This is a genomic window from Luteimonas saliphila, assembly GCF_016774335.1.
GTDB classification, from domain to species: Bacteria; Pseudomonadota; Gammaproteobacteria; order Xanthomonadales; family Xanthomonadaceae; genus Luteimonas; species Luteimonas saliphila.
The window spans coordinates 99,939-117,400 of record NZ_JAETWA010000024.1 but is presented as its reverse complement, the minus strand read 5'-3'; the positions used below and the strand labels follow the sequence as shown (position 1 = coordinate 117,400).

Here is a 17,462-nt window from a genome sequence, read left to right as displayed (position 1 = left end):
TGGACGTCGCGTCGCGGCTCAGCAGCAGCCGTGGTCGCCGTGGCGCGTACCGCTGTCCGCGGTCACCGCCGCGCCCGTGGTCTCGCCGCGCCGGCCCGCGAGATGGTGTTCGGCGATCACGCGCGCGACCGAGGCGGTGACCCGCTTGCCCATCGCGATGTGCAGGAACTCGTTGGGACCGTGGGCGTTGGAATGCGGGCCCAGCACGCCGGTGATCATGAACTGCGCGCCCGGGAATTTCTCGCCGAGCATGCCCATGAACGGGATCGAGCCGCCTTCGCCCATGTACATCGCCGGCTTGCCGAAGAACTCGAGGCTGGCCGCGTCGATCGCCTTTTCCAGCCACGGCGAGGTCGCCGGTGCGTTCCATCCTGTCGCGGCCTTCTCCAGCGCCAGCGTGACCTGCGCGCCGTTCGGCGCATCGCGCAGCAACGCCTCCTGGAGCAGTTCGCCCGCGCGGCGCCCGTCGACGGTGGGCGGCAGACGCAGCGAGAGCTTCACCGCGGTCTGTGGCCGCAGCACGTTGCCTGCCGACGCGAGGGGCGGGATGCCGTCCATGCCGGTGATCGACAGCGCCGGCCGCCAGGTGCGGTTGAGCACCAGCTCGGTCAGGTCGTCGTGCATCGGCACCAGTCCCGGCGCCAGCGGGAACTTGTCGTAGATCGCGGTGTCCAGCACCTCGGCCGCGCGACGCGCCTGCTGCAGGCGTTCGGCGGGGATCTCGGCGAACAGTCCGTCGATCAGGATGCGGCCGGTGTCCTGGTCCTCGATCCGCGACAGCAGCTGTCGCAGCAGGCGGAAGCTGGACGGGACCACGCCGGACGCGTCGCCCGAGTGCACGCCCTCGTCGAGCACCTTGACCGTGAGGTTGCCGCCGGCCAGGCCGCGCAGCGAGGTGGTGCACCACAGCTGGTCGTAGTTGCCGCAGCCAGAATCCAGGCACACCACCAGCGAGGGCTGGCCGATGCGGTCGGCGAGGTGGTCCACGTAGGCCGGCAGGTCGTAGCTGCCCGATTCCTCGCAGGCCTCGATCAGCACCACGCAGCGCGCATGCGGCACCTGCTGTTCCTGCAGCGCGAGGATCGCGGCCAGCGAGCCGTATATCGCGTAGCCGTCGTCGGCGCCGCCGCGCCCGTACAGCCTGCCGTCGCGCAGCACCGGCTTCCAGGGGCCGAGGTCGTCGTCCCAGCCGGTCATCTCCGGCTGCTTGTCGAGGTGGCCGTACAGCAGCACGCAATCGTCGTCGCTGCCGCCGTGCGCGGCCGGGACCTCGATGAAGATCAGCGGCGTGCGTCCCGCCAGGCGCACCACGTCCACGGTCATGCCGGGAATCGGCTGCGCACGCGCCCAGGATTCCATCAACCTCACCGCATCGTCCATGTGGCCGTGCGCCGCCCAGTCGGCGTCGAACATCGGCGACTTGTTCGGAATGCGGATGTACTCGACGAGTTGCGGGACGATTTCGTCGTCCCACTTGTCGCCGACATAGCGCTCGATCTTGCTGGCGTCCATCGGAACAAGCCCGGTTGCGTGGAAGACGCGATTCTAGCGTGCGCCACGTGTAGGGGTTTTCCGACCCGGGCGCACGGGGTAACCCTGTCCTGCGCGAGCCCCTGCGGCGATCCCGCGCGGCGGCGCGACCGGGAAGACTGTCATCACCGGCGGGCGGTCGCCTCGCCGGCGGCAAGGAAACCAACCTCACCCAAGGAAACCGACATGAATACGATCAAGAGCCTGTTCTCCACGCTGCTGCTCTCGCTGATGCTGGCCGGCGCCGCGTTCGCCGCGGAGAAGGTCAACATCAACACCGCCGACGCCGCCACGCTCGACCGCGTGCTGCTGAACGTGGGCCCCTCCAAGGCCGAGGCGATCGTCGCCCATCGCAAGACCAACGGGCCGTTCCGCAGCCCGGAACAGCTGGCCGAGGTCAAGGGCATCGGCCTGCGGACGGTCGAACAGAACCGTGAGCGCATCGTGGTGTCCTCGCCGGGCCCGGCGAAGGCCGCCGGTGCCGCGGCCGGCGCCGGCCGCACGGCGGCGCAGACGCGCTGAAGGCAGTTGCGGACGCGCACGGATGCGCGTCCGCGATGGAGCAGGGAAAGCTCCGTACATGGCCGCAGGCCGCGACAGGGACGTGCCGTCGCCCGTTCCATGCCAGGAAGGCATGGGCGGGCGGCCTCTTGCGCGGGGTCCGCCGCGCCGCGGCTACACTGGCGCGCATGGACCGCACGACATGCGTCATCCCCGCCCACGAGTATCGCCGCGTGCGCTGGATCAACGGCGCCGGCTGGACGCGCGAGATCCACGCCGAGCCCGGCGGCGAGGGCTGGGCATGGCGGCTGTCGATCGCCGAGGTCGAGGCCGATGCGCCGTTTTCGCTACTGCCGGGGGTCGATCGCGAACTCGTGCTGCTGGAAGGCGACGGGCTGCGCCTGCGCTTCGACGACGGCGAGACGCGCGAGTTGCTGCCGCCGCACCAGCGGCTGCGCTTCGCCGGCGATCGCGCGCTGGGCGGGCAGCCCCTCGACGGACGTGCCGTAGCCTTCAACCTGATGTGGCGGCGCGACGCGGTCGCGACGCAGCTGTGGCATCGCCCGCTCGCCGGTCCGATGGTGCTGTTCATGGATCCGGGCACGACCTGGGTCGTGTACCTGCTGGCGGGCCGCGCGCACCTCGAGGGCGATGACCCATTGCCGTCGATGGCGATGGGCGACACCGCGCTGCTGGGCGCTCCCGAAGGCCGCGCGCGCTACGTGCTCGACGGTGGCGGCGAGGCGCTGCTGGTGCGGATCGACGCGCGGGCGGGGCAGGCGGCCGGGTAGATCTCGCGGCGATTGCGCCCGCCTCCGCGGCATGTCGACGACCTCTCCGTCCAGTGCCGCGCGCCGCGACCCGGGGAGCCTGGCCCAGCTTCCGGCGACGTACGCCGGCGCCCGCTTGCGGTGCCGTCGCGCCCACGCGACGGCCGTGTCTACTCCCGGTCGTCGCGCGCCCAGATGCCGCCGTGTTCGATCTTCACCGGGAACTTCGCCACCGGCTCGTAGGCCGGGGCGCACAGGGCGCGACCGTCGCGGAGGTCGAAGCGCGCGCCGTGCAGCACGCATTCGATGCTGCCCTCGCCGGTGTCGATGCTGCCGGCGGAGAGCTCGAATTCCTCGTGGCTGCACTGGTCCTCCAGCGCGTACAGCGTGCCGTCGAGGTTGACCACGAGGATGCCGGCACCGGTGGTCTCGTCGAAGGCGATCTTCATCTCGCCAGGTAGCAGCTCGCCCGTGGCGCAGACCCAGGTCCAGGTTTCGCTCATGCGTTGCTTCCGTCGAAGCGCTTCTCGAGGACCTCGAAGCGCAGGTCGTCGCGCAGCGGGATGCCGTAGCGCGGGTCGCCGTAGGGGAAGGGCCTGAACACGCCGGTGCGCCGGTAGCCGCGGCGTTCGTAGAAACCGATCAGGGCGTCGCGGATGTCGATCACGGCCATGCGCATCGCCGGCAGCCGCCACTCTTCGCGCACGATGCGCTCGCACTCGTCCAGCAACCGCTTGCCGAGTCCCCCGCCCTGCAGGTCGGGCCGCACCGAGAACATGCCGAAGTAGCCGGCGCCGTCCTCGTCGGCCACGTGGGCGCACGCGGCCAGGCCGTCTTCCCGCTCGGCGACCAGCACACGGCTGCGTGGGCGCGCGATGTCGGCGCGCAGCACGTCCGCGTCGATCCGGTTGCCGTCGAGGAAGTCGGCCTCGGTGGTCCAGCCGGCGCGGCTGGATTCCCCGCGGTACGCGGAAGTGACCAGGGCGACCAGGGCGGGCACGTCGGCTGGCGTCGCCGGGCGGAGGATCGGTGCGGGCATGCGCACATTCTATGTAAACCGGGCGCGGGGCAGCGACATCGGCTTGTGGTGGACGCCGTCTCCGGACGATCCGGCTCGCGGCCGGACGCCACGATCAGCCCAGCAGCCTGCGCACCTTCTCGAGCGCGGCGACGAACGCATCGATCTCCGCGTGGGTGTTGTAGAACGCCAGCGAAGCGCGGCAGGTGGCGGCGACGCCGTAGAACTGCAGCAGCGGATGCGCGCAGTGCTGGCCCGAGCGCACCGCGACGCCCTCCAGGTCGAGCAGGGTGGCGAGGTCGTGGGCGTGCGCGCCTTCGATCAGGAACGAGACCACGGCGGCCCTTTCCGGCGCGCGGCCGAAGATGCGCACGCCATCGAGCGCGTCCAGCGCGCCGGTCAGGTGCGCCAGCAGTTCGGCCTCGCGCTCCTCGATCCGCGCCATGCCGATGCCCTGGAGATAGTCCACGGCTGCGCCGAGCCCGACGAACCCGGCGATGTTCGGCGTGCCGGCCTCGAACTTCTGCGGTGGATCGTTGAACACGGTGCCCTCGAAGCTGACCTCGCGGATCATCTCGCCGCCGCCGAGGAAGGGCGGCATCGTCGCGAGCAGTTCACGCCGCGCCCAGAGCGCGCCGGTGCCGGTCGGCCCGCACATCTTGTGCCCGGTGAAGGCGTAGAAATCGCAGCCGATCGCGGCGACGTCGACCGCGCGGTGCGGTACCGCCTGAGAGCCGTCGACCACGGTCGTGATCCCGCGCCGGCGCGCCTCGCGGCAGATCTCGCGCACCGGATTGACCGTGCCCAGCACGTTGGAAACGTGGGTCACCGCCAGCAGCTTCACCTCCGGCGTCATCGCCGCGCGCAGGGCGTCGAGGTCGAGCGTGCCGTCCTCGCGGATGCCGGCCACGCGGATCGTCGCGCCGGTGCGTTGCGCCACCAGCTGCCAGGGCACGATGTTGGCGTGGTGCTCCATGCGCGAGACCAGGATCGCATCACCGGCTGTCAGCCGTGGCAGTGCCCACGAGTACGCCACCAGGTTGATCGCGAAGGTGGTGCCGCTGCACAGCACCAGTTCGTCGGCGCGCACATTGAGAAAGCGGGCCAGCTTGCCGCGCACGCCCTCGTAGGCCTCGGTGGCTTCGCTGCCGAGCGCGTGCACCGCGCGGCTGACGTTGGCGTTGTGCTGGCGGTAGAAATCGTCGACCGCTTCGATCACCACCGCAGGCTTCTGTCCGGTATTGGCGCTGTCCAGATACACCAGCGGCTTGCCGTGCACCGTGCGCCGGAGCAGCGGGAAGTCCTCGCGCACGCGTGCCCAGTCGACGTCCTGCCGCATCGCCACGTCGGGCCGAGGCGCGCTCATGCGGACAGCGCTTCCAGCGCCGCATCGATGCGCGACTCAAGCATGGCGCGCAATGGCTCGTCGCCGATCGCCGCCAGCGGCTCGCGGCAGAACGCCGCGGTCAGCAGCCGTTTCGCCGCGTCCTGGCCGAGTCCGCGCGAGCGCAGGTAGAACAGCGCGCCGGGATCGAGCTGGCCGACCGTCGCGCCGTGCGCGGCCTGCACCTCGTCGGCGTGGATCACCAGGACCGGCTGGGTGTCGATCTCGGCGGTCGCCGACAGCAGCAGGTTCTTGTTCGACAGTCGCGCGTCGCTCCCGTCGGCGCCCCCGTGGATGGTGATGCCGCCATGGAACACCGCGCGTCCACGTCCGGCGCCGATGCCGCGCCACAACAGGTCGCAGGCGGTGTCGCGCGCGGCGTGTTCGATGCCCAGGCGCGTGTCGAGGTGGCTGCGGTCCGCGGCGAGCAGCACGCCGTGCGCGGCCAGCGTGGCGCGCTCGCCTTCCAGCCGGACGTTGAGCTCATGGCGCGACAGGGCGCCGCCCAGCTCGAGGTCGACGCGGTGGTAGCGTGCGTCGGCCTGCAGGGTCGCGTCGGTACGTGTGAACAGGGTGGCGCCGTCGGCGGCTTGCTGGACCCGTGCGTGCTCGAGGCGGGCCCCGTCGCCGAGCGCGATCGAAAGCGCGCCGTTGTCGAGGTGGCGGTGCGGGCCGGTCGACAGGTGGTGTTCGACCACGCGCAACGAGGCGCCTGCGCCGAGCTCGATCCGATGGCGCAGGTGCCAGGCGAGGTTGCCCTCCGCGGGCGCGCCGACGAACACGAGGTTGACCGGGCCTGCGACGTGCACGCCGGCATCGACACGCAGGCTGGCGCCTTGCGTCGCGAGCGCGGCGTTGAGCCGCGCGAAGACGTCGTCGCCCGGAGCGTGCCGCGCGTCCTCGTCGCCTGCGGTCGCGAGCCCGGCCTGGGGGCGGTGCGCACTCTCGAGGTGGATGCCGGCCGGCAGGCCTTCGAACCGGGACAATGTGGAATCCATCAGGCCGTTCACGAACACCAGTCGCGGCGCGTCGATGTGCGCAAGCGCGTCCGGGGAGACGATCGGCGCGGCTTCCACCGCGGCAAAGCTGCGGCGCTCCAGCGCGCGCAGTGTCGTGTACTTCCAGCGCTCGCTGCGCGGGCCCGGCATGCCGTCGCGCAACGCGGCGTCGAGCAGGTCGCGCCGCGCCGGGTCGCCGCTGAAGCCGGCGGCCAGCGATTCGAGCAGCGGACTGGTCACGCCGTGGCCTCCGGCGCGATCCGGTCGGCGATCCAGGCGTAGCCGTGCTGTTCGAGCTCCAGCGCCAGTTCCGGGCCCCCGGATTCGACGATGCGGCCGTCGGCCAGCACGTGCACCACGTCGGGCTTGATGTAGTCGAGCAGACGCTGGTAATGGGTGATCACCACGAACGAGCGGTCCGGCGCGCGCAGCGCGTTCACGCCTTCGGCGACGTGGCGCAGCGCGTCGATGTCCAGGCCCGAGTCGGTCTCGTCGAGGATCGCCAGCCGCGGCTCGAGCACCGCCATCTGGAAGATCTCGTTGCGCTTCTTCTCGCCGCCCGAGAATCCCTCGTTGACGCCGCGATGCAGCAGCCTGTCGTCCAGGTGCAGCACCGAAAGCTTCTCGCGCACCAGCTTCAGGAACTGCATCGAATCCAGCTCCGGCTCGCCGCGGGCCTTGCGCTGCGCGTTGAGCGCGCTGCGCAGGAAGTAGGTGTTGTTCACTCCCGGGATCTCGACCGGGTACTGGAAGGCGAGGAACACGCCGGCGGCGGCGCGCTCTTCCGGTTCCAGTTCGAGCAGCGGCTTGCCGTCGAACTCGACCGTGCCCGCGGTGACCTCGTAGCCCTCGCGGCCGGCGAGGATGTTGCCGAGCGTGGACTTGCCGGCGCCGTTCGGGCCCATGATGGCGTGCACCTCGCCAGGCTTCACGTGCAGCGTGAGGCCCTTGAGGATGTCCTTGCCGGCGATGCTGGCGTGGAGGTTGTCGATCTTGAGCATGGGGTGCGTCTCGAAGCTGTCATTCCGAACCGCAGGTGAGGAATCTGCGATCCGTCGTGGGTGAAAAGGAAGATCCCTCGCTGCGCTCGGGATGACAAACGTGGTCCGGTCAGCCGACGCTGCCTTCCAGCGACACGTCCAGCAGCTTCTTGGCCTCCACGGCGAACTCCATCGGCAGCTCGCGGAAGACCTGCTTGCAGAAGCCGTCGACGATCAGGCTCACCGCGTCTTCCTGGCCGATGCCGCGCGTGCGGCAGTAGAACAGCTGGTCGTCGCTGATCTTGGACGTGGTGGCCTCGTGCTCGATGGTCGCGCCCGGATTCTTCACCTCGATGTAGGGGAAGGTGTGCGCGCCGCAGCGCTTGCCGATCAGCAGGCTGTCGCACTGGGTGTGGTTGCGCGCGCCATCGGCGCCGGCGGCGACCTTCACCAAGCCGCGGTAGGTGTTCTGGCCGTGGCCGGCGCTGATGCCCTTGCTGACGATCTTGCTCTTGGTGCGCTTGCCGACGTGGATCATCTTGGTGCCGGTGTCGGCCTGCTGACGATGGTGGGTGAGCGCCACCGAGTGGAACTCGCCGGTCGAGTCGTCGCCCAGCAGCACGCAGGACGGGTACTTCCAGGTGATCGCCGAGCCGGTCTCGACCTGGGTCCAGGTGACCTTGCTGCGAGCGCCGCGGCACTCGGCGCGCTTGGTCACGAAGTTGTAGATCCCGCCCACGCCGTTCTCGTCGCCCGGGTACCAGTTCTGCACCGTCGAGTACTTGATCTCGGCGTCCTCCAGCGCGACCAGCTCGACCACCGCGGCGTGCAGCTGGTTCTCGTCGCGCATCGGCGCGGTGCAGCCTTCCAGGTACGACACGTGGCCCCTGTCCTCGCAGACGATCAGGGTGCGCTCGAACTGGCCGGTATGGCCGGCGTTGATGCGGAAATAGGTGCTCAGTTCCATCGGGCAGCGCACGCCCTTCGGGATGAACACGAAGCTGCCGTCGGAGAACACCGCCGAGTTCAGCGCGGCGAAATAGTTGTCGCCCACCGGCACCACTGTGCCCAGGTACTGGCGCACCAGCTCCGGATGATCGGCGATGGCCTCGGACATCGAGCAGAAGATCACGCCCTTCTCGGCCAGCTCCTTGCGGAAGGTGGTGCCCACCGAGACCGAGTCGAACACCGCATCCACCGCCACGCCGGCCAGCCGCGCGCGCTCGTGCAGCGGCACGCCGAGCTTGTCGTAGGTGTCGAGCAGTTCCTGCGGCACCTCGTCGAGCGACTTGTACTTCGGGCCCTTGGGCGCGGAGTAGTAGCTGATCGACTGGAAATCGATCGGCGCGATCCGCAGCTTGGCCCAGTGCGGCACCGGCATGGTCAGCCAGTGGCGGTAGGCGGCCAGGCGCCAGTCGGTCATCCACTGCGGCTCGCCCTTCTTGGCCGAGAGCGCGCGCACCACGTCCTCGTCCAGACCCGCCGGCAGCGAGTCGGATTCGATGTCGGTGACGAAGCCGGCGTCGTAGCGACGGCCGAGCTGTTCGTGGATTTCCTTGTTGGCGATCGGTTCTGCGAGGTCGGTGGCCATGGGGCTGCCTGGAGTGTCCATGTGGGGTGCGCGGTCCGGGAACCGCGTCAAGCGTTGGCCAGCCGAGCGGCGATGCGCCGGGCGGGCGGGGGCGACGGCGGGGCGTCGTCGAGCATCTGCGCCAGGCTCACGCCACGCAGCGCCTCGGCGACCACGTCGTTGATCCGGCGCCAGTTGGCGCGCACGCCGCAGCTGGCCGAGATCCCGCATTCGCCGTGGTCGAGGCTGCACTCGGTCATCGCCAGCGGGCCTTCCATCGCCTCGACGATCTCGACCAGGCTGATCTCGGTCGCCGGCCGCGCCAGGCGGTAGCCGCCGTGGACGCCGCGGAAGCCCTCCACCAGGCCGGCCTGCGCCAGCGGCTTGAGCAGCTTGCTCACCGTCGGCCCCTCGAGCCCGGCGCGCTCGGCCAGGTCGGCCGCGCTGAGCACCGCCTCCGGGCGCGAGGCGAGGACGGTCAGGACGACAGTGGCGTAGTCGGTCAGTCGGGTGACGCGGAGCATGGATGCGAATGGTTCTCGAAAGCGGACCAAAATTGTACGCTTTTCGTCGACCAGGCTCAATTTTCCCGGTCGGAACCATTCATGCCGTTCGCGTGGAAAGCATCGCGGCCAGTGTGAGCCCGCCCTCCGATGCGCAGGCGCCGGGGCGTTCGCACCCCGAAGGGGTCGAGGTGACGCCTGTCAGCCTCGATGGCTGATGCGCGCCACTGATCCTCCCTGCATCCGTGCGCGAGCATTCGTGCGTCCGATGACGGACGGCAACGGAGACAGCGACATGCGTGCGACCGGCACTTCCGATGCGGCGGGCGATCGCCGCGGCGATGTATTGCATGCGGCGCTGGTCGCCGGGGCGGTGTTCGTGCTGTGGAAGGCCGCGCGCAGCGCGAAGGATCTCGCCTGGGCCGCGTTCGGCCTCGGCGTCGCCGCCTACTGGACCGGATTCTGGCCGTTCTGAGCATCGGCTGAGGCCTGCCGGCGTTCCGGACGCGGCGGCGCGGGCGCGGGCGCCACGAGCTGGAAATAGGGAGGCGGCGGAACCCGGCCAGGCGGCAGCGGCTCCGGCGCAGGCTCGCCGGCGGGGCCGAGTGAACGCACGAAACGATGGATCGCGCGGCGGTCGCGCTCGCGCATCTGCCGCAGCATGAAGTCGGGCATGATCGGCCGGGTATGCAGGTTGGCGGTGTAGGCGAGCCACTCGGCCTCGTCGAGATCGCCGACGGTCAGCCGCAGGTTGCTTGCATAGGTGGTGCCCCAGGGACCGTGGTAGCCGAGCGGCGACCCAGTGAGCCATTCACCGGTCGGTACGTCGCCGCCGCGTTCGGCGTAACCGGCGGTGTGGCAGTCGTTGCAGCCGCCGATGCGCACGATGTACTCACCGTGGGCGACCAGGTCGTCGCCCGCCGCTGCCGCCGCAGTCGCGATGGGCAGAGGTTTGGCGACGGCGTCCGGGGCGTTCGGGACGCGCTGGCATGCGCCGATGGCGCAGGCCAGCATCAGGAGCGGAAGCGGGGAGAAGCGTGATGGTAGGCGCATGTGTTCCATGTGTTCGAGGTGTCGTCCGGAGACATGGCCTAGCCAACGCCGGATGCGGACCCGGGAGGACGCGTCGAGGCCCTGCCCTGCCATTGGTCGGGGTGGCATCCGGCACGCGATCGCAGGGGCGATGCCGGCAGCGCGGGTCGCTCGTGCCACAATGCGGCTCCCGCCGCCGACACCCCCCGCGATGCCGAAGAAGAAAAAGAAGATCGAAGCCCGCCTGTCGCCGATCCACGGCAACGGCGTGTTCGCCACCGGACTGATCAAGAAGGGCGAGCGCGTCGTCCGCTACAAGGGCAAGCTGCGTACCCACGCCGAGGTCGACGAGGAGTACGGCGACGACGACGAGGATGGCCATACCTTCCTGTTCACCCTCAACGACGACTACGTGGTCGACGCCAACGTCGGCGGCAACATCGCGCGCTGGATCAACCACAGCTGCCAGCCGAACTGCGAGTCGGAGATCGAGGAGGATGCGAAGGACCGCCGGCACAAGGACAAGGTCTTCATCCAGGCCCTGCGCGAGATCAAGCCCGGCGAGGAGCTGACCTACAACTACGGCATCACCCTCGACGAGCCGCACACGGCCAGGCTGAAGAAGCTCTGGGCCTGCAAATGCGGCTCGAAGAAGTGCACCGGGACGATGCTCCAGCCCAAGCGCTGACCGGCGCCTTCCCGGGCGGGATGCGCGCCGCGGGCAAAGGGTTGCCATGACCGATGGGACGCGGCAGGGGAGGTGACCGCGGCTAGCCTGCGCGCCGGTGGAGGACGCGAGGGGAATCGCTTGGCAGGCTGGAGGCGCGGATACGGGGCGGTGGCGCTGGCACTCGCCCTGATGGGCGGCCCTGCCGCCGCGGTCGAGGTCGACGGCCGGATCGACCCGGCCGAGTGGGAAGGCGCCACCCTCGTCACCGATTTCCGCAAGGTGCAGCCGTTGAGCGGCGAGCCGGGCTCGCTGCCGACCCGGGCCTGGGTGCTGGCGACGCCCGACGGCCTCGCCGTGGCCTTCCGCAACATCCAGCCGCCCGGCGTGCCGCGCACCCGGCAGAAGGTGCGGCGCGACTTCGACGAGCAGGTCGACCGGGTCAACGTATTCGTCGATTTCGATGGCGACGGCCGCACCGGCTACGCCTTCACGGTGAGTTCCACCGGCGGCATCGGCGACGAGATCATCACCAACGAGAACCAGTTCAGCAGCGACTGGGACGGGCAGTGGCGCCATGCGGTCGGCGAGGACGCGGACGGCTGGAGCGTGGAACTGCTGATCCCCTGGCACACCGCGCCGATGCGCGACGGCACCGGCGGCGAGCGCACGCTCAAGCTGTTCCTCGCGCGGGTGATCGGCTCCACCGGCGAGCGCATGGCGTGGCCGGCGGCGAGTTTCGAGCGCTCGCGGTTCCTGTCGGACTTCGCGCCGCTGACGGTGCCGCAATACGACCAGTCGCTGCTCGCAATCACTCCCTATGTGTCCGGCCTGTACGACAACATCCGCGGCGGCGGCGAAGGCAATGCCGGCGCCGACCTGTTCTGGAAGCCGAACGGACGCTTCCAGCTCTCCGCCACGGTACACCCCGACTTCGGCCAGGTGGAAAGCGACGACCTGGTGGTCAACTTCAGCGCCACCGAGACCTTCGTCAGCGACAAGCGGCCGTTCTTCACCGAGAACCAGGGCATCTTCGAATACACCACGCCGTCGGATTTCAGCCAGCTGCTGTACACGCGCCGCATCGGCGGGCCGGCGGACGACGGCGGCGGCGCCAGCGACATCGCCGCCGCGGTCAAGCTCAACGGCAGCCTGGGGCAGGCGAAGTACGGGCTGTTCTCGGCCGACGAGGCGGGTGCCGCGGGACGCAGCTTCCACGCGCTGCGCGTGGTGCGCGACTTCGAAACCCAGAACCTGGGGATGATGCTGACCCGGGTCGAGCGACCGTACCTCGACCGCGACGCGAGCGTGCTGGGTCTCGACCACAGCTGGCGCCCGACGCCCCGCTGGAACGTCCGCAGCCGGGTGTTCGGCAGCCGCATCGAGCAGGAGGGCGAGCGCTGGAGCGACCTCGGCGCGACGCTGTGGGCCGACTACGAGATGGACCGCGGCTGGCGCCAGCAGTGGATCGCGATGCACTTCGGCAACGAGCTCGAGATCAACGATGCCGGCTATCTCTCCCGCGCCAGCACCAACTACCTGCACTGGCAGGTCTCCAGGCGCTTCACCGACCTGCCCGAAGACGCGCGCTACGCCTCCACCGACTGGCGCTGGCGCGTCAGCAGCAACCACAACGACCGCGGGCAGAAGCTCAACGACCAGTTCCGCGTCAGCCGCCAGGGCCAGCTGCGCAACGGCAGCGACGAGTACGCGCAAATCAATATCAACGGGGCCGGCGTCAACGACCTGCTGCTGCGCGGGAACGGCATCGTCCGCCTGCCGGCGAACTTCAACGCGTACTACGAGTACTCGCGCCCGCGCAAGGGGCGCTGGGCGCACGATGTGGAGGCCGAGCTGTTCGGCGGCGGTCTGGCGGGCAACGACCGGCTCGGCGGCTCGCTGTGGTACGGCGCCACCTATTTCGTCAACGACGCCTTCAGCCTCAACGCCGGTGCGATCCTGATCCAGCGCCCGGACTGGCTGATCTGGCAGGGACCCGACAGCGGCGATCTGGTCGGCGCGTTCGACGGCAAGGAGGCCAAACTGCTCGCGGGCCTGGACTGGAACATCGATCCGCGCCAGGAACTGCGGGTGAAGCTGCAGGCGATCGGTATCGATGCCCGCGCGCGACACGCATGGCGATTCGACCCGGCCGGCAACGCGATCGCCACGGACGACGCCATCGAGGACTTCAGCGTGCGCAACCTCGCCTTCCAGATCCGCTATCGCTACGAGCTGGCGCCGCTGTCGTACCTGTACGTGGTCTACGGCCGCGGCGGTTTCGACCGCGGCACGATCGCCGATGGCGTCGACGAAGCGCTGCTCGACAGCTTCGATCTGCGCGACGACGAACAGCTGATGGTCAAGCTCAGCTATCGATTCGAACTCTGATCGCGGCTGCGCGCTAGGGCGCGGCGTCGCGCAGGTCGACCGAGGCGATGCGCCAGGCGCGCTGCTCCGGCGTGGCGCCGTCCGCCACGGCGCGGCGCAGGGTGAAACGGCCGGCCTGGCGTTGCACGCTGCCATCGGTGCGGGTGGTGGTGACCGTGACCGGCACCTCGACGTAGCGCGAACCGGCGGCGGGTCCGACCGGGCCCGGCTCGCCGAACGTCGCCTCGATTCCGGTGACGTCCGCGAAGGCGGCCGCGAACTCCTCCGGCGTCTGCCCGCTGGCGCGGCCGCCATCGGACCAGGCAGCATGGGCGCGGACGAAGTCGCGGGCGTTGATCGCCGCGTAATACTCGCGCATCAGCGTCGCGGCCTCGGCGGGCGCGGGCTCGGGCCCATCCGGCGCGGCAGATGCGATTCCGGTTTCCGGATTCTCCTCGAGCGGCGGCAGACCGAAGCGCCCGTCGGCCGGCAGCAGCGCCGGTGGCGGCGGCGGAGGCGCCTCGCCGGCCAGCGGCACTTCGCCGGGTCCCGGGCGGGCCGGCATGTCGGTGACCGCGCCGTCCGCCTGCGGCTGCGGCAGGGGTGCATCGATGGCGGCGTCCGGTCCGGCGTCGGCAGCCTGGTCGCCGGCGCAGGCGGCCAGCACGCAGGCCAGCAGCGTCGCGAACAAGGGGGCGTGTATCGGCGGCCGGGCGGTGCGCGCCATGGTCAGCGGTCCAGCCGCACGACCACCACGCCACGCTCGATGCCGACCTCGCCGATGCGGCTGCCGGCCGGCAGCTTCGCCAGCAGGTCGTCGTCGAGGCGATACACCGGTTCGGTGCGCGCGTACTCGGCGAGCAGGCTGTTGACGATGCCGCGCGCGCCGCCGCGCAGCAGCTCGCCGGAGCGGGGGATCTCGAACTGCAGCACCTCGGGCGCGTCCAGGTGCAGTCCCTGCGTCGTCGGGTCGTAGCGCAGGCCACTGGCCAACGCGAGGTGGCCGGTGGTCGCGCCCTCGCCGCCGAGCGCGCCGAGACCGAGGTCGAATTCCAGGCGCAGGCGCGAGTCGCCGGGCGGGATCGAGGCGCGCGGGTTGTCCAGGGTCACCGTCACCAGGCCGCCGAGCTTGTCGAAGCTGCGCGGGAAGCGGCGATCGAGGTGGCGCTGCAGCTGCCCGGGCGTGAACGCGACCTGGTCGCCCAGCCATGCCGACACCGCGCCGATGGTCGAACACCCGGCGAGCAGGACGAGCAGCACGGCCAGGTGCGGGAGAACAACGGAAGGCGACAGGCGGCGCATGCGACGGTCCCGGACGGAAGGCGAGGTCGATCAGTGTGCGGCCCCGGCCTGAACCGTGGCTGGGCGGCTCATGCCGGCGCGCGCAACGCGTTGCGGCGCGGTTGCAGCCAGGCGAGAAGCACGCCGAGCAGCACCATGCCCAGCGTTCCGAAGACCAGTTGCTTGGCGAGCAGCGTCGCCGGCAGCGGCTGCACGGCGTAGTGGACCAGGAAGCCGGGTACGGTCGCGAACAGCGCCATCGCCAGGCCGAAGCGCAGCCCCTGCGCGAGTGTGGGACGATCGCGGGCGAAACCCTGCGAGAAAAGCCAGGTCATCGCGAAACCGAGCAGGCCATGGGCGAGCAGCAGCCAGCGGAAATGGCGCATGCCGTCCGCGGGGTCGCGGTACATCGATCCGAGCGCGGCGTAATCGTCGCCGAGCAACAGCCCGTGGATCAGGAACGACAGCAGCAACGCGGCGAACGACACCACGATGCCGCAAATCCAGAAGCGCTTGTCCATTCCGCCCCCGCGCCCTCGAAGGGTCGCCGACGATGACCGCGGCCATGCTACTGCGGGGGTGGCACCGCGTCGATGGAGGCACCGGTGAGGCGCCATGCGTCCTGCGTGGGGTCGTGGCGCAACGCGTACCAGCCCGCGTAGCGGCGCGGCGCCTCGCCGCGGAGCCCGAGGCGCAGTTCCACCGGGATACGGACCGCGACCGGAACAGGGGCGCCATCCATTGGTTCGGGCGAACGATTGCGGGTACGGAAGAAGCTCGGCGCGGCGGGCAGGGTGCGCAGGTCGGCTTCGTCTGCGTCGGAAGGCGGCTGCCCTCCGGCCCAGAACGCGTCGGCCGCGGCGCGGTCTTCGGGCAGCTTCGCGAGATAACGGTGCAGGGTCGAGACCGCGGCACGCATGGCGGCGTCGTGGCGGTCGCGCTGTTCCGCACGGGCGAACGCTTCCTCGTCCTCGCGTGCGGTGCGCGCGGCGACGTCGGCCACGGGAGCGGGGGATGACGCGATCGGGCGTTCGCCCGCCGTACCGGCGTCGTCGCGATCGCAGCCACGCAAGACCAGCACCGCGGCGAGCGCGAGCAACAGCAGCAGCGGCAGCAGCAGGCGTGCGCGTGGCATCGGTGGATGCTGGCGCCCGCTCACCCGGCGGCGCTGCGGAATTCCTGCTCGAGCCGCTGCTTCAGGGCGTCGTCGATCCCGAGCTGGCGCGCGAGTTCGTCCAGGTACGCGCGCTCCATGTAGTTCTGCTCGTCCGCGGCGACGAGGCTGGCCAGGTACATTTCCGAGGCGATCTCCGGCGTGCCCGCCGAGCGCGCCACCTCGGCCGGATCGAGCGGCTTGTCGAGCTCGACCTTCAGCCACTGCTGCACTTCGGCCTCCGGCGCGATCCGTGCGAACTCGCCCTCGATCACCTGGCGCTCGCGCGCATCGAGATGGCCGTCGGCCTTGGCCGCGGCGACCAGTGCGCGCAGGATCGCCTCGCCATGCAGGTTCGCCTGCGGTGGCGGCAGCCGGTCGACGGTCTGCGGCTGCACCTGCGCGCCCTGCTGCGCCTTGTAGTCGCCATAGGCTCGGTAGGCCATCATCCCCAGCGCGGCCAGCCCGCCGTAGGTCGCGAGCTTGCGGGTGGTCCTGTTGCGGCCCAGCAGCAGGCCGAGCGCTCCGCCGGCCATCGTGCCCTTGCCGAAATCCGAGCCGAGCATGCCGCCGAGTCCGCCGCGGCCGTCGTTGCCCGACACGGTGGTCGGTGCCGCGGATTTGAGCAGGTGGTCGAGGAATCCGTTGAGGCTCATCGTCGGGTCCGATGGGGAAGTGGGAGGCGCATCTTATCCGCCAAAAAAGAAACGGGACGGCAAGGCCGTCCCGTTCGTGGCGTCGCTGTCGCTTGCGGCGATCAGGCGGCCGCGTCCTTGAGCTTCTTCAGCGGACGGACCTTCACCTTCACCGAGGCGGGCTTGGCGGCGAACCACTGCTCTTCCTTGGTGAATGGGTTGATGCCCTTGCGCTTCGGCTTGGCCGGCACGCTGACGGCGCTGAACTTGGCGACGCCCGGCAGGGTGAAGCTGCCCGCGCCCTTCTTGTTCAGCGAGCCGTGGATCGCGCCCTCGAGCGCGCCGAGCACGGCACGGATGTCCTTCGCGGCGACGCTGGTGGCGTCGGCGATGTGGGCCACCAGGCCCGACTTGCTCAACGGATCCTTGATCGCTTTCGGCGCGGCAGGCTTGGCGGCCTTCTTCGGGGCTGCCTTCTTGGTCGTGGCCTTCTTCTTTGCCATGGGTTTTGTGTTCCCTCGTCAGTGTCTGTGGTCTGCGTTTTGGTGCGGCCGAACATGCCGGCAGGCGCAATGTAGGGCATCCGCATCGCGCCGCCAATAGGAAAACGCGAAAAAACACGCATATTACGCAACGACCTCAGGGCGAGCGCCTGCTCTTTGCGCGACGCCGGACCGGCGGCCACCGCCACCAGCAGGCGATCACCAGTCCGGCGAACGCGCTGTAGGCGAACACGAACGCCCACCACGGCGCCTCGAAAAAGATCAGGCGCGACAGCCAGTACTGGATGAAGGATTCACCGTAAGTATCCTGCCCCGCTCGGATTCGCAGCGCCTGTTCCCAGGTCGTCAGCGGGCACAGCCGCCCCATCCAGGCCTGCAGCGCGATCACCAGCATCAACAATAGGTGCGTGGCGCGGAATGCGAACCCGCGGACCCAACGCCAGCCGAGCGCACCGCCTGCCACGATCGCCAGCAGTCCGAGCACGACGAACGCGACCACGCCCACGTGCAGGGCGAGGATCGCGTCGGCGAGCAGGGCGGCGCGGCCGGGGGACATGCGTTGACGGC

21 protein-coding genes are annotated in these 17,462 nt (G+C 70.1%); 5 read left to right on the top strand and 16 right to left on the bottom strand.

The annotated features are described in order from the left end of the window. Positions 1-18: 18 nt before the first annotated feature. A complete protein-coding gene (locus JMO03_RS05710; RefSeq protein ID WP_202841271.1) occupies positions 19-1,512 on the bottom strand; it encodes a M20 family metallopeptidase in 1,494 nt (497 codons plus the stop codon). Between the two features lie 204 nt (positions 1,513-1,716). On the opposite strand from JMO03_RS05710, the gene JMO03_RS05705 reads away from it, so the two are divergent. Both JMO03_RS05705 and JMO03_RS05700 read left to right on the top strand, forming a co-directional pair. Next, positions 1,717-2,052: a ComEA family DNA-binding protein gene (locus tag JMO03_RS05705; RefSeq protein ID WP_202841269.1), complete on the top strand. Its 336-nt coding sequence runs from the start codon at positions 1,717-1,719 to the stop codon at positions 2,050-2,052. 167 nt (positions 2,053-2,219) lie between these two features. Further along, positions 2,220-2,822: a HutD/Ves family protein gene (locus tag JMO03_RS05700; RefSeq protein ID WP_202841267.1), complete on the top strand. Its 603-nt coding sequence runs from the start codon at positions 2,220-2,222 to the stop codon at positions 2,820-2,822. 149 nt (positions 2,823-2,971) lie between these two features. Here the strand turns inward: JMO03_RS05700 and JMO03_RS05695 are convergent, their stop codons facing one another. The 7 genes from JMO03_RS05695 to JMO03_RS05665 all read right to left on the bottom strand — a co-directional run bounded on the left by JMO03_RS05695 (position 2,972) and on the right by JMO03_RS05665 (position 9,275). Further along, entirely contained in the window at positions 2,972-3,304 is a 333-nt protein-coding gene (locus tag JMO03_RS05695; protein ID WP_202841264.1) for a non-heme iron oxygenase ferredoxin subunit, read from the bottom strand. Next, the gene (locus JMO03_RS05690; RefSeq protein WP_202841262.1) at positions 3,301-3,840 is read right to left on the bottom strand and encodes a GNAT family N-acetyltransferase; all 540 of its coding nucleotides are present in this window, start codon (positions 3,838-3,840) and stop codon (positions 3,301-3,303) included. Before JMO03_RS05690 ends, JMO03_RS05695 begins: the two co-directional genes overlap by 4 nt. Before the next feature lie 94 nt (positions 3,841-3,934). Next, positions 3,935-5,185, bottom strand: coding sequence for a cysteine desulfurase (locus JMO03_RS05685; protein ID WP_202841260.1), 1,251 nt, complete (start codon positions 5,183-5,185; stop codon positions 3,935-3,937). Beyond that, complete coding sequence (sufD, locus tag JMO03_RS05680) at positions 5,182-6,441, bottom strand: Fe-S cluster assembly protein SufD (protein WP_337926366.1); 1,260 nt, start codon at positions 6,439-6,441, stop codon at positions 5,182-5,184. Before sufD ends, JMO03_RS05685 begins: the two co-directional genes overlap by 4 nt. Next, entirely contained in the window at positions 6,438-7,202 is a 765-nt protein-coding gene (gene sufC, locus JMO03_RS05675; RefSeq protein ID WP_202841254.1) for a Fe-S cluster assembly ATPase SufC, read from the bottom strand. Before sufC ends, sufD begins: the two co-directional genes overlap by 4 nt. 109 nt (positions 7,203-7,311) lie before the next feature. Continuing rightward, positions 7,312-8,772, bottom strand: coding sequence for a Fe-S cluster assembly protein SufB (sufB, locus tag JMO03_RS05670; RefSeq protein WP_202841252.1), 1,461 nt, complete (start codon positions 8,770-8,772; stop codon positions 7,312-7,314). Positions 8,773-8,819: 47 nt separating this feature from the next. Next, positions 8,820-9,275: an SUF system Fe-S cluster assembly regulator gene (locus tag JMO03_RS05665; RefSeq protein WP_202841250.1), complete on the bottom strand. Its 456-nt coding sequence runs from the start codon at positions 9,273-9,275 to the stop codon at positions 8,820-8,822. Between the two features lie 247 nt (positions 9,276-9,522). Here JMO03_RS05665 and JMO03_RS05660 point away from each other — a divergent pair, with 247 nt between their 5' ends. Beyond that, positions 9,523-9,729 carry a hypothetical protein gene (locus JMO03_RS05660; RefSeq protein WP_238345922.1) on the top strand — a complete coding sequence of 69 codons (207 nt, stop codon included), beginning with the start codon at positions 9,523-9,525 and terminating at the stop codon, positions 9,727-9,729. On the opposite strand, the gene JMO03_RS05655 is transcribed toward JMO03_RS05660, so the two are convergent. Further along, entirely contained in the window at positions 9,702-10,316 is a 615-nt protein-coding gene (locus tag JMO03_RS05655) for a hypothetical protein (protein WP_238345921.1), read from the bottom strand. The two genes, JMO03_RS05660 and JMO03_RS05655, sit on opposite strands and share 28 nt — an antisense overlap. A 181-nt stretch (positions 10,317-10,497) precedes the next feature. Between JMO03_RS05655 and JMO03_RS05650 the strand changes: the two genes are divergently transcribed. Beyond that, complete coding sequence (locus JMO03_RS05650; RefSeq protein WP_202841245.1) at positions 10,498-10,974, top strand: SET domain-containing protein; 477 nt, start codon at positions 10,498-10,500, stop codon at positions 10,972-10,974. A gap of 150 nt (positions 10,975-11,124) precedes the next feature. After that, the gene (locus JMO03_RS05645) at positions 11,125-13,344 is read left to right on the top strand and encodes a DUF5916 domain-containing protein (protein ID WP_337926365.1); all 2,220 of its coding nucleotides are present in this window, start codon (positions 11,125-11,127) and stop codon (positions 13,342-13,344) included. A gap of 13 nt (positions 13,345-13,357) precedes the next feature. On the opposite strand, the gene JMO03_RS05640 is transcribed toward JMO03_RS05645, so the two are convergent. The 7 genes from JMO03_RS05640 to JMO03_RS05610 all read right to left on the bottom strand — a co-directional run bounded on the left by JMO03_RS05640 (position 13,358) and on the right by JMO03_RS05610 (position 17,451). Beyond that, on the bottom strand, positions 13,358-14,050 hold the full coding sequence (locus tag JMO03_RS05640) for a hypothetical protein (protein WP_202841238.1): 693 nt from the start codon (positions 14,048-14,050) through the stop codon (positions 13,358-13,360). A 2-nt stretch (positions 14,051-14,052) separates the two neighbouring features. After that, entirely contained in the window at positions 14,053-14,625 is a 573-nt protein-coding gene (locus tag JMO03_RS05635) for a DUF1439 domain-containing protein (protein WP_202841236.1), read from the bottom strand. Positions 14,626-14,693: 68 nt separating this feature from the next. Then, positions 14,694-15,125, bottom strand: coding sequence for a hypothetical protein (locus JMO03_RS05630; RefSeq protein ID WP_202841234.1), 432 nt, complete (start codon positions 15,123-15,125; stop codon positions 14,694-14,696). A 47-nt stretch (positions 15,126-15,172) separates the two neighbouring features. Beyond that, entirely contained in the window at positions 15,173-15,739 is a 567-nt protein-coding gene (locus JMO03_RS05625; protein WP_202841232.1) for a hypothetical protein, read from the bottom strand. Positions 15,740-15,759: 20 nt separating this feature from the next. Next, the gene (locus tag JMO03_RS05620) at positions 15,760-16,413 is read right to left on the bottom strand and encodes a tellurite resistance TerB family protein (protein WP_202841230.1); all 654 of its coding nucleotides are present in this window, start codon (positions 16,411-16,413) and stop codon (positions 15,760-15,762) included. 101 nt (positions 16,414-16,514) lie between these two features. Then, complete coding sequence (locus tag JMO03_RS05615) at positions 16,515-16,895, bottom strand: HU family DNA-binding protein (RefSeq protein WP_149103725.1); 381 nt, start codon at positions 16,893-16,895, stop codon at positions 16,515-16,517. Between the two features lie 136 nt (positions 16,896-17,031). Next, on the bottom strand, positions 17,032-17,451 hold the full coding sequence (locus JMO03_RS05610) for a DUF2784 domain-containing protein (RefSeq protein WP_202841228.1): 420 nt from the start codon (positions 17,449-17,451) through the stop codon (positions 17,032-17,034). Between the last annotated feature and the right edge of the window lie 11 nt (positions 17,452-17,462).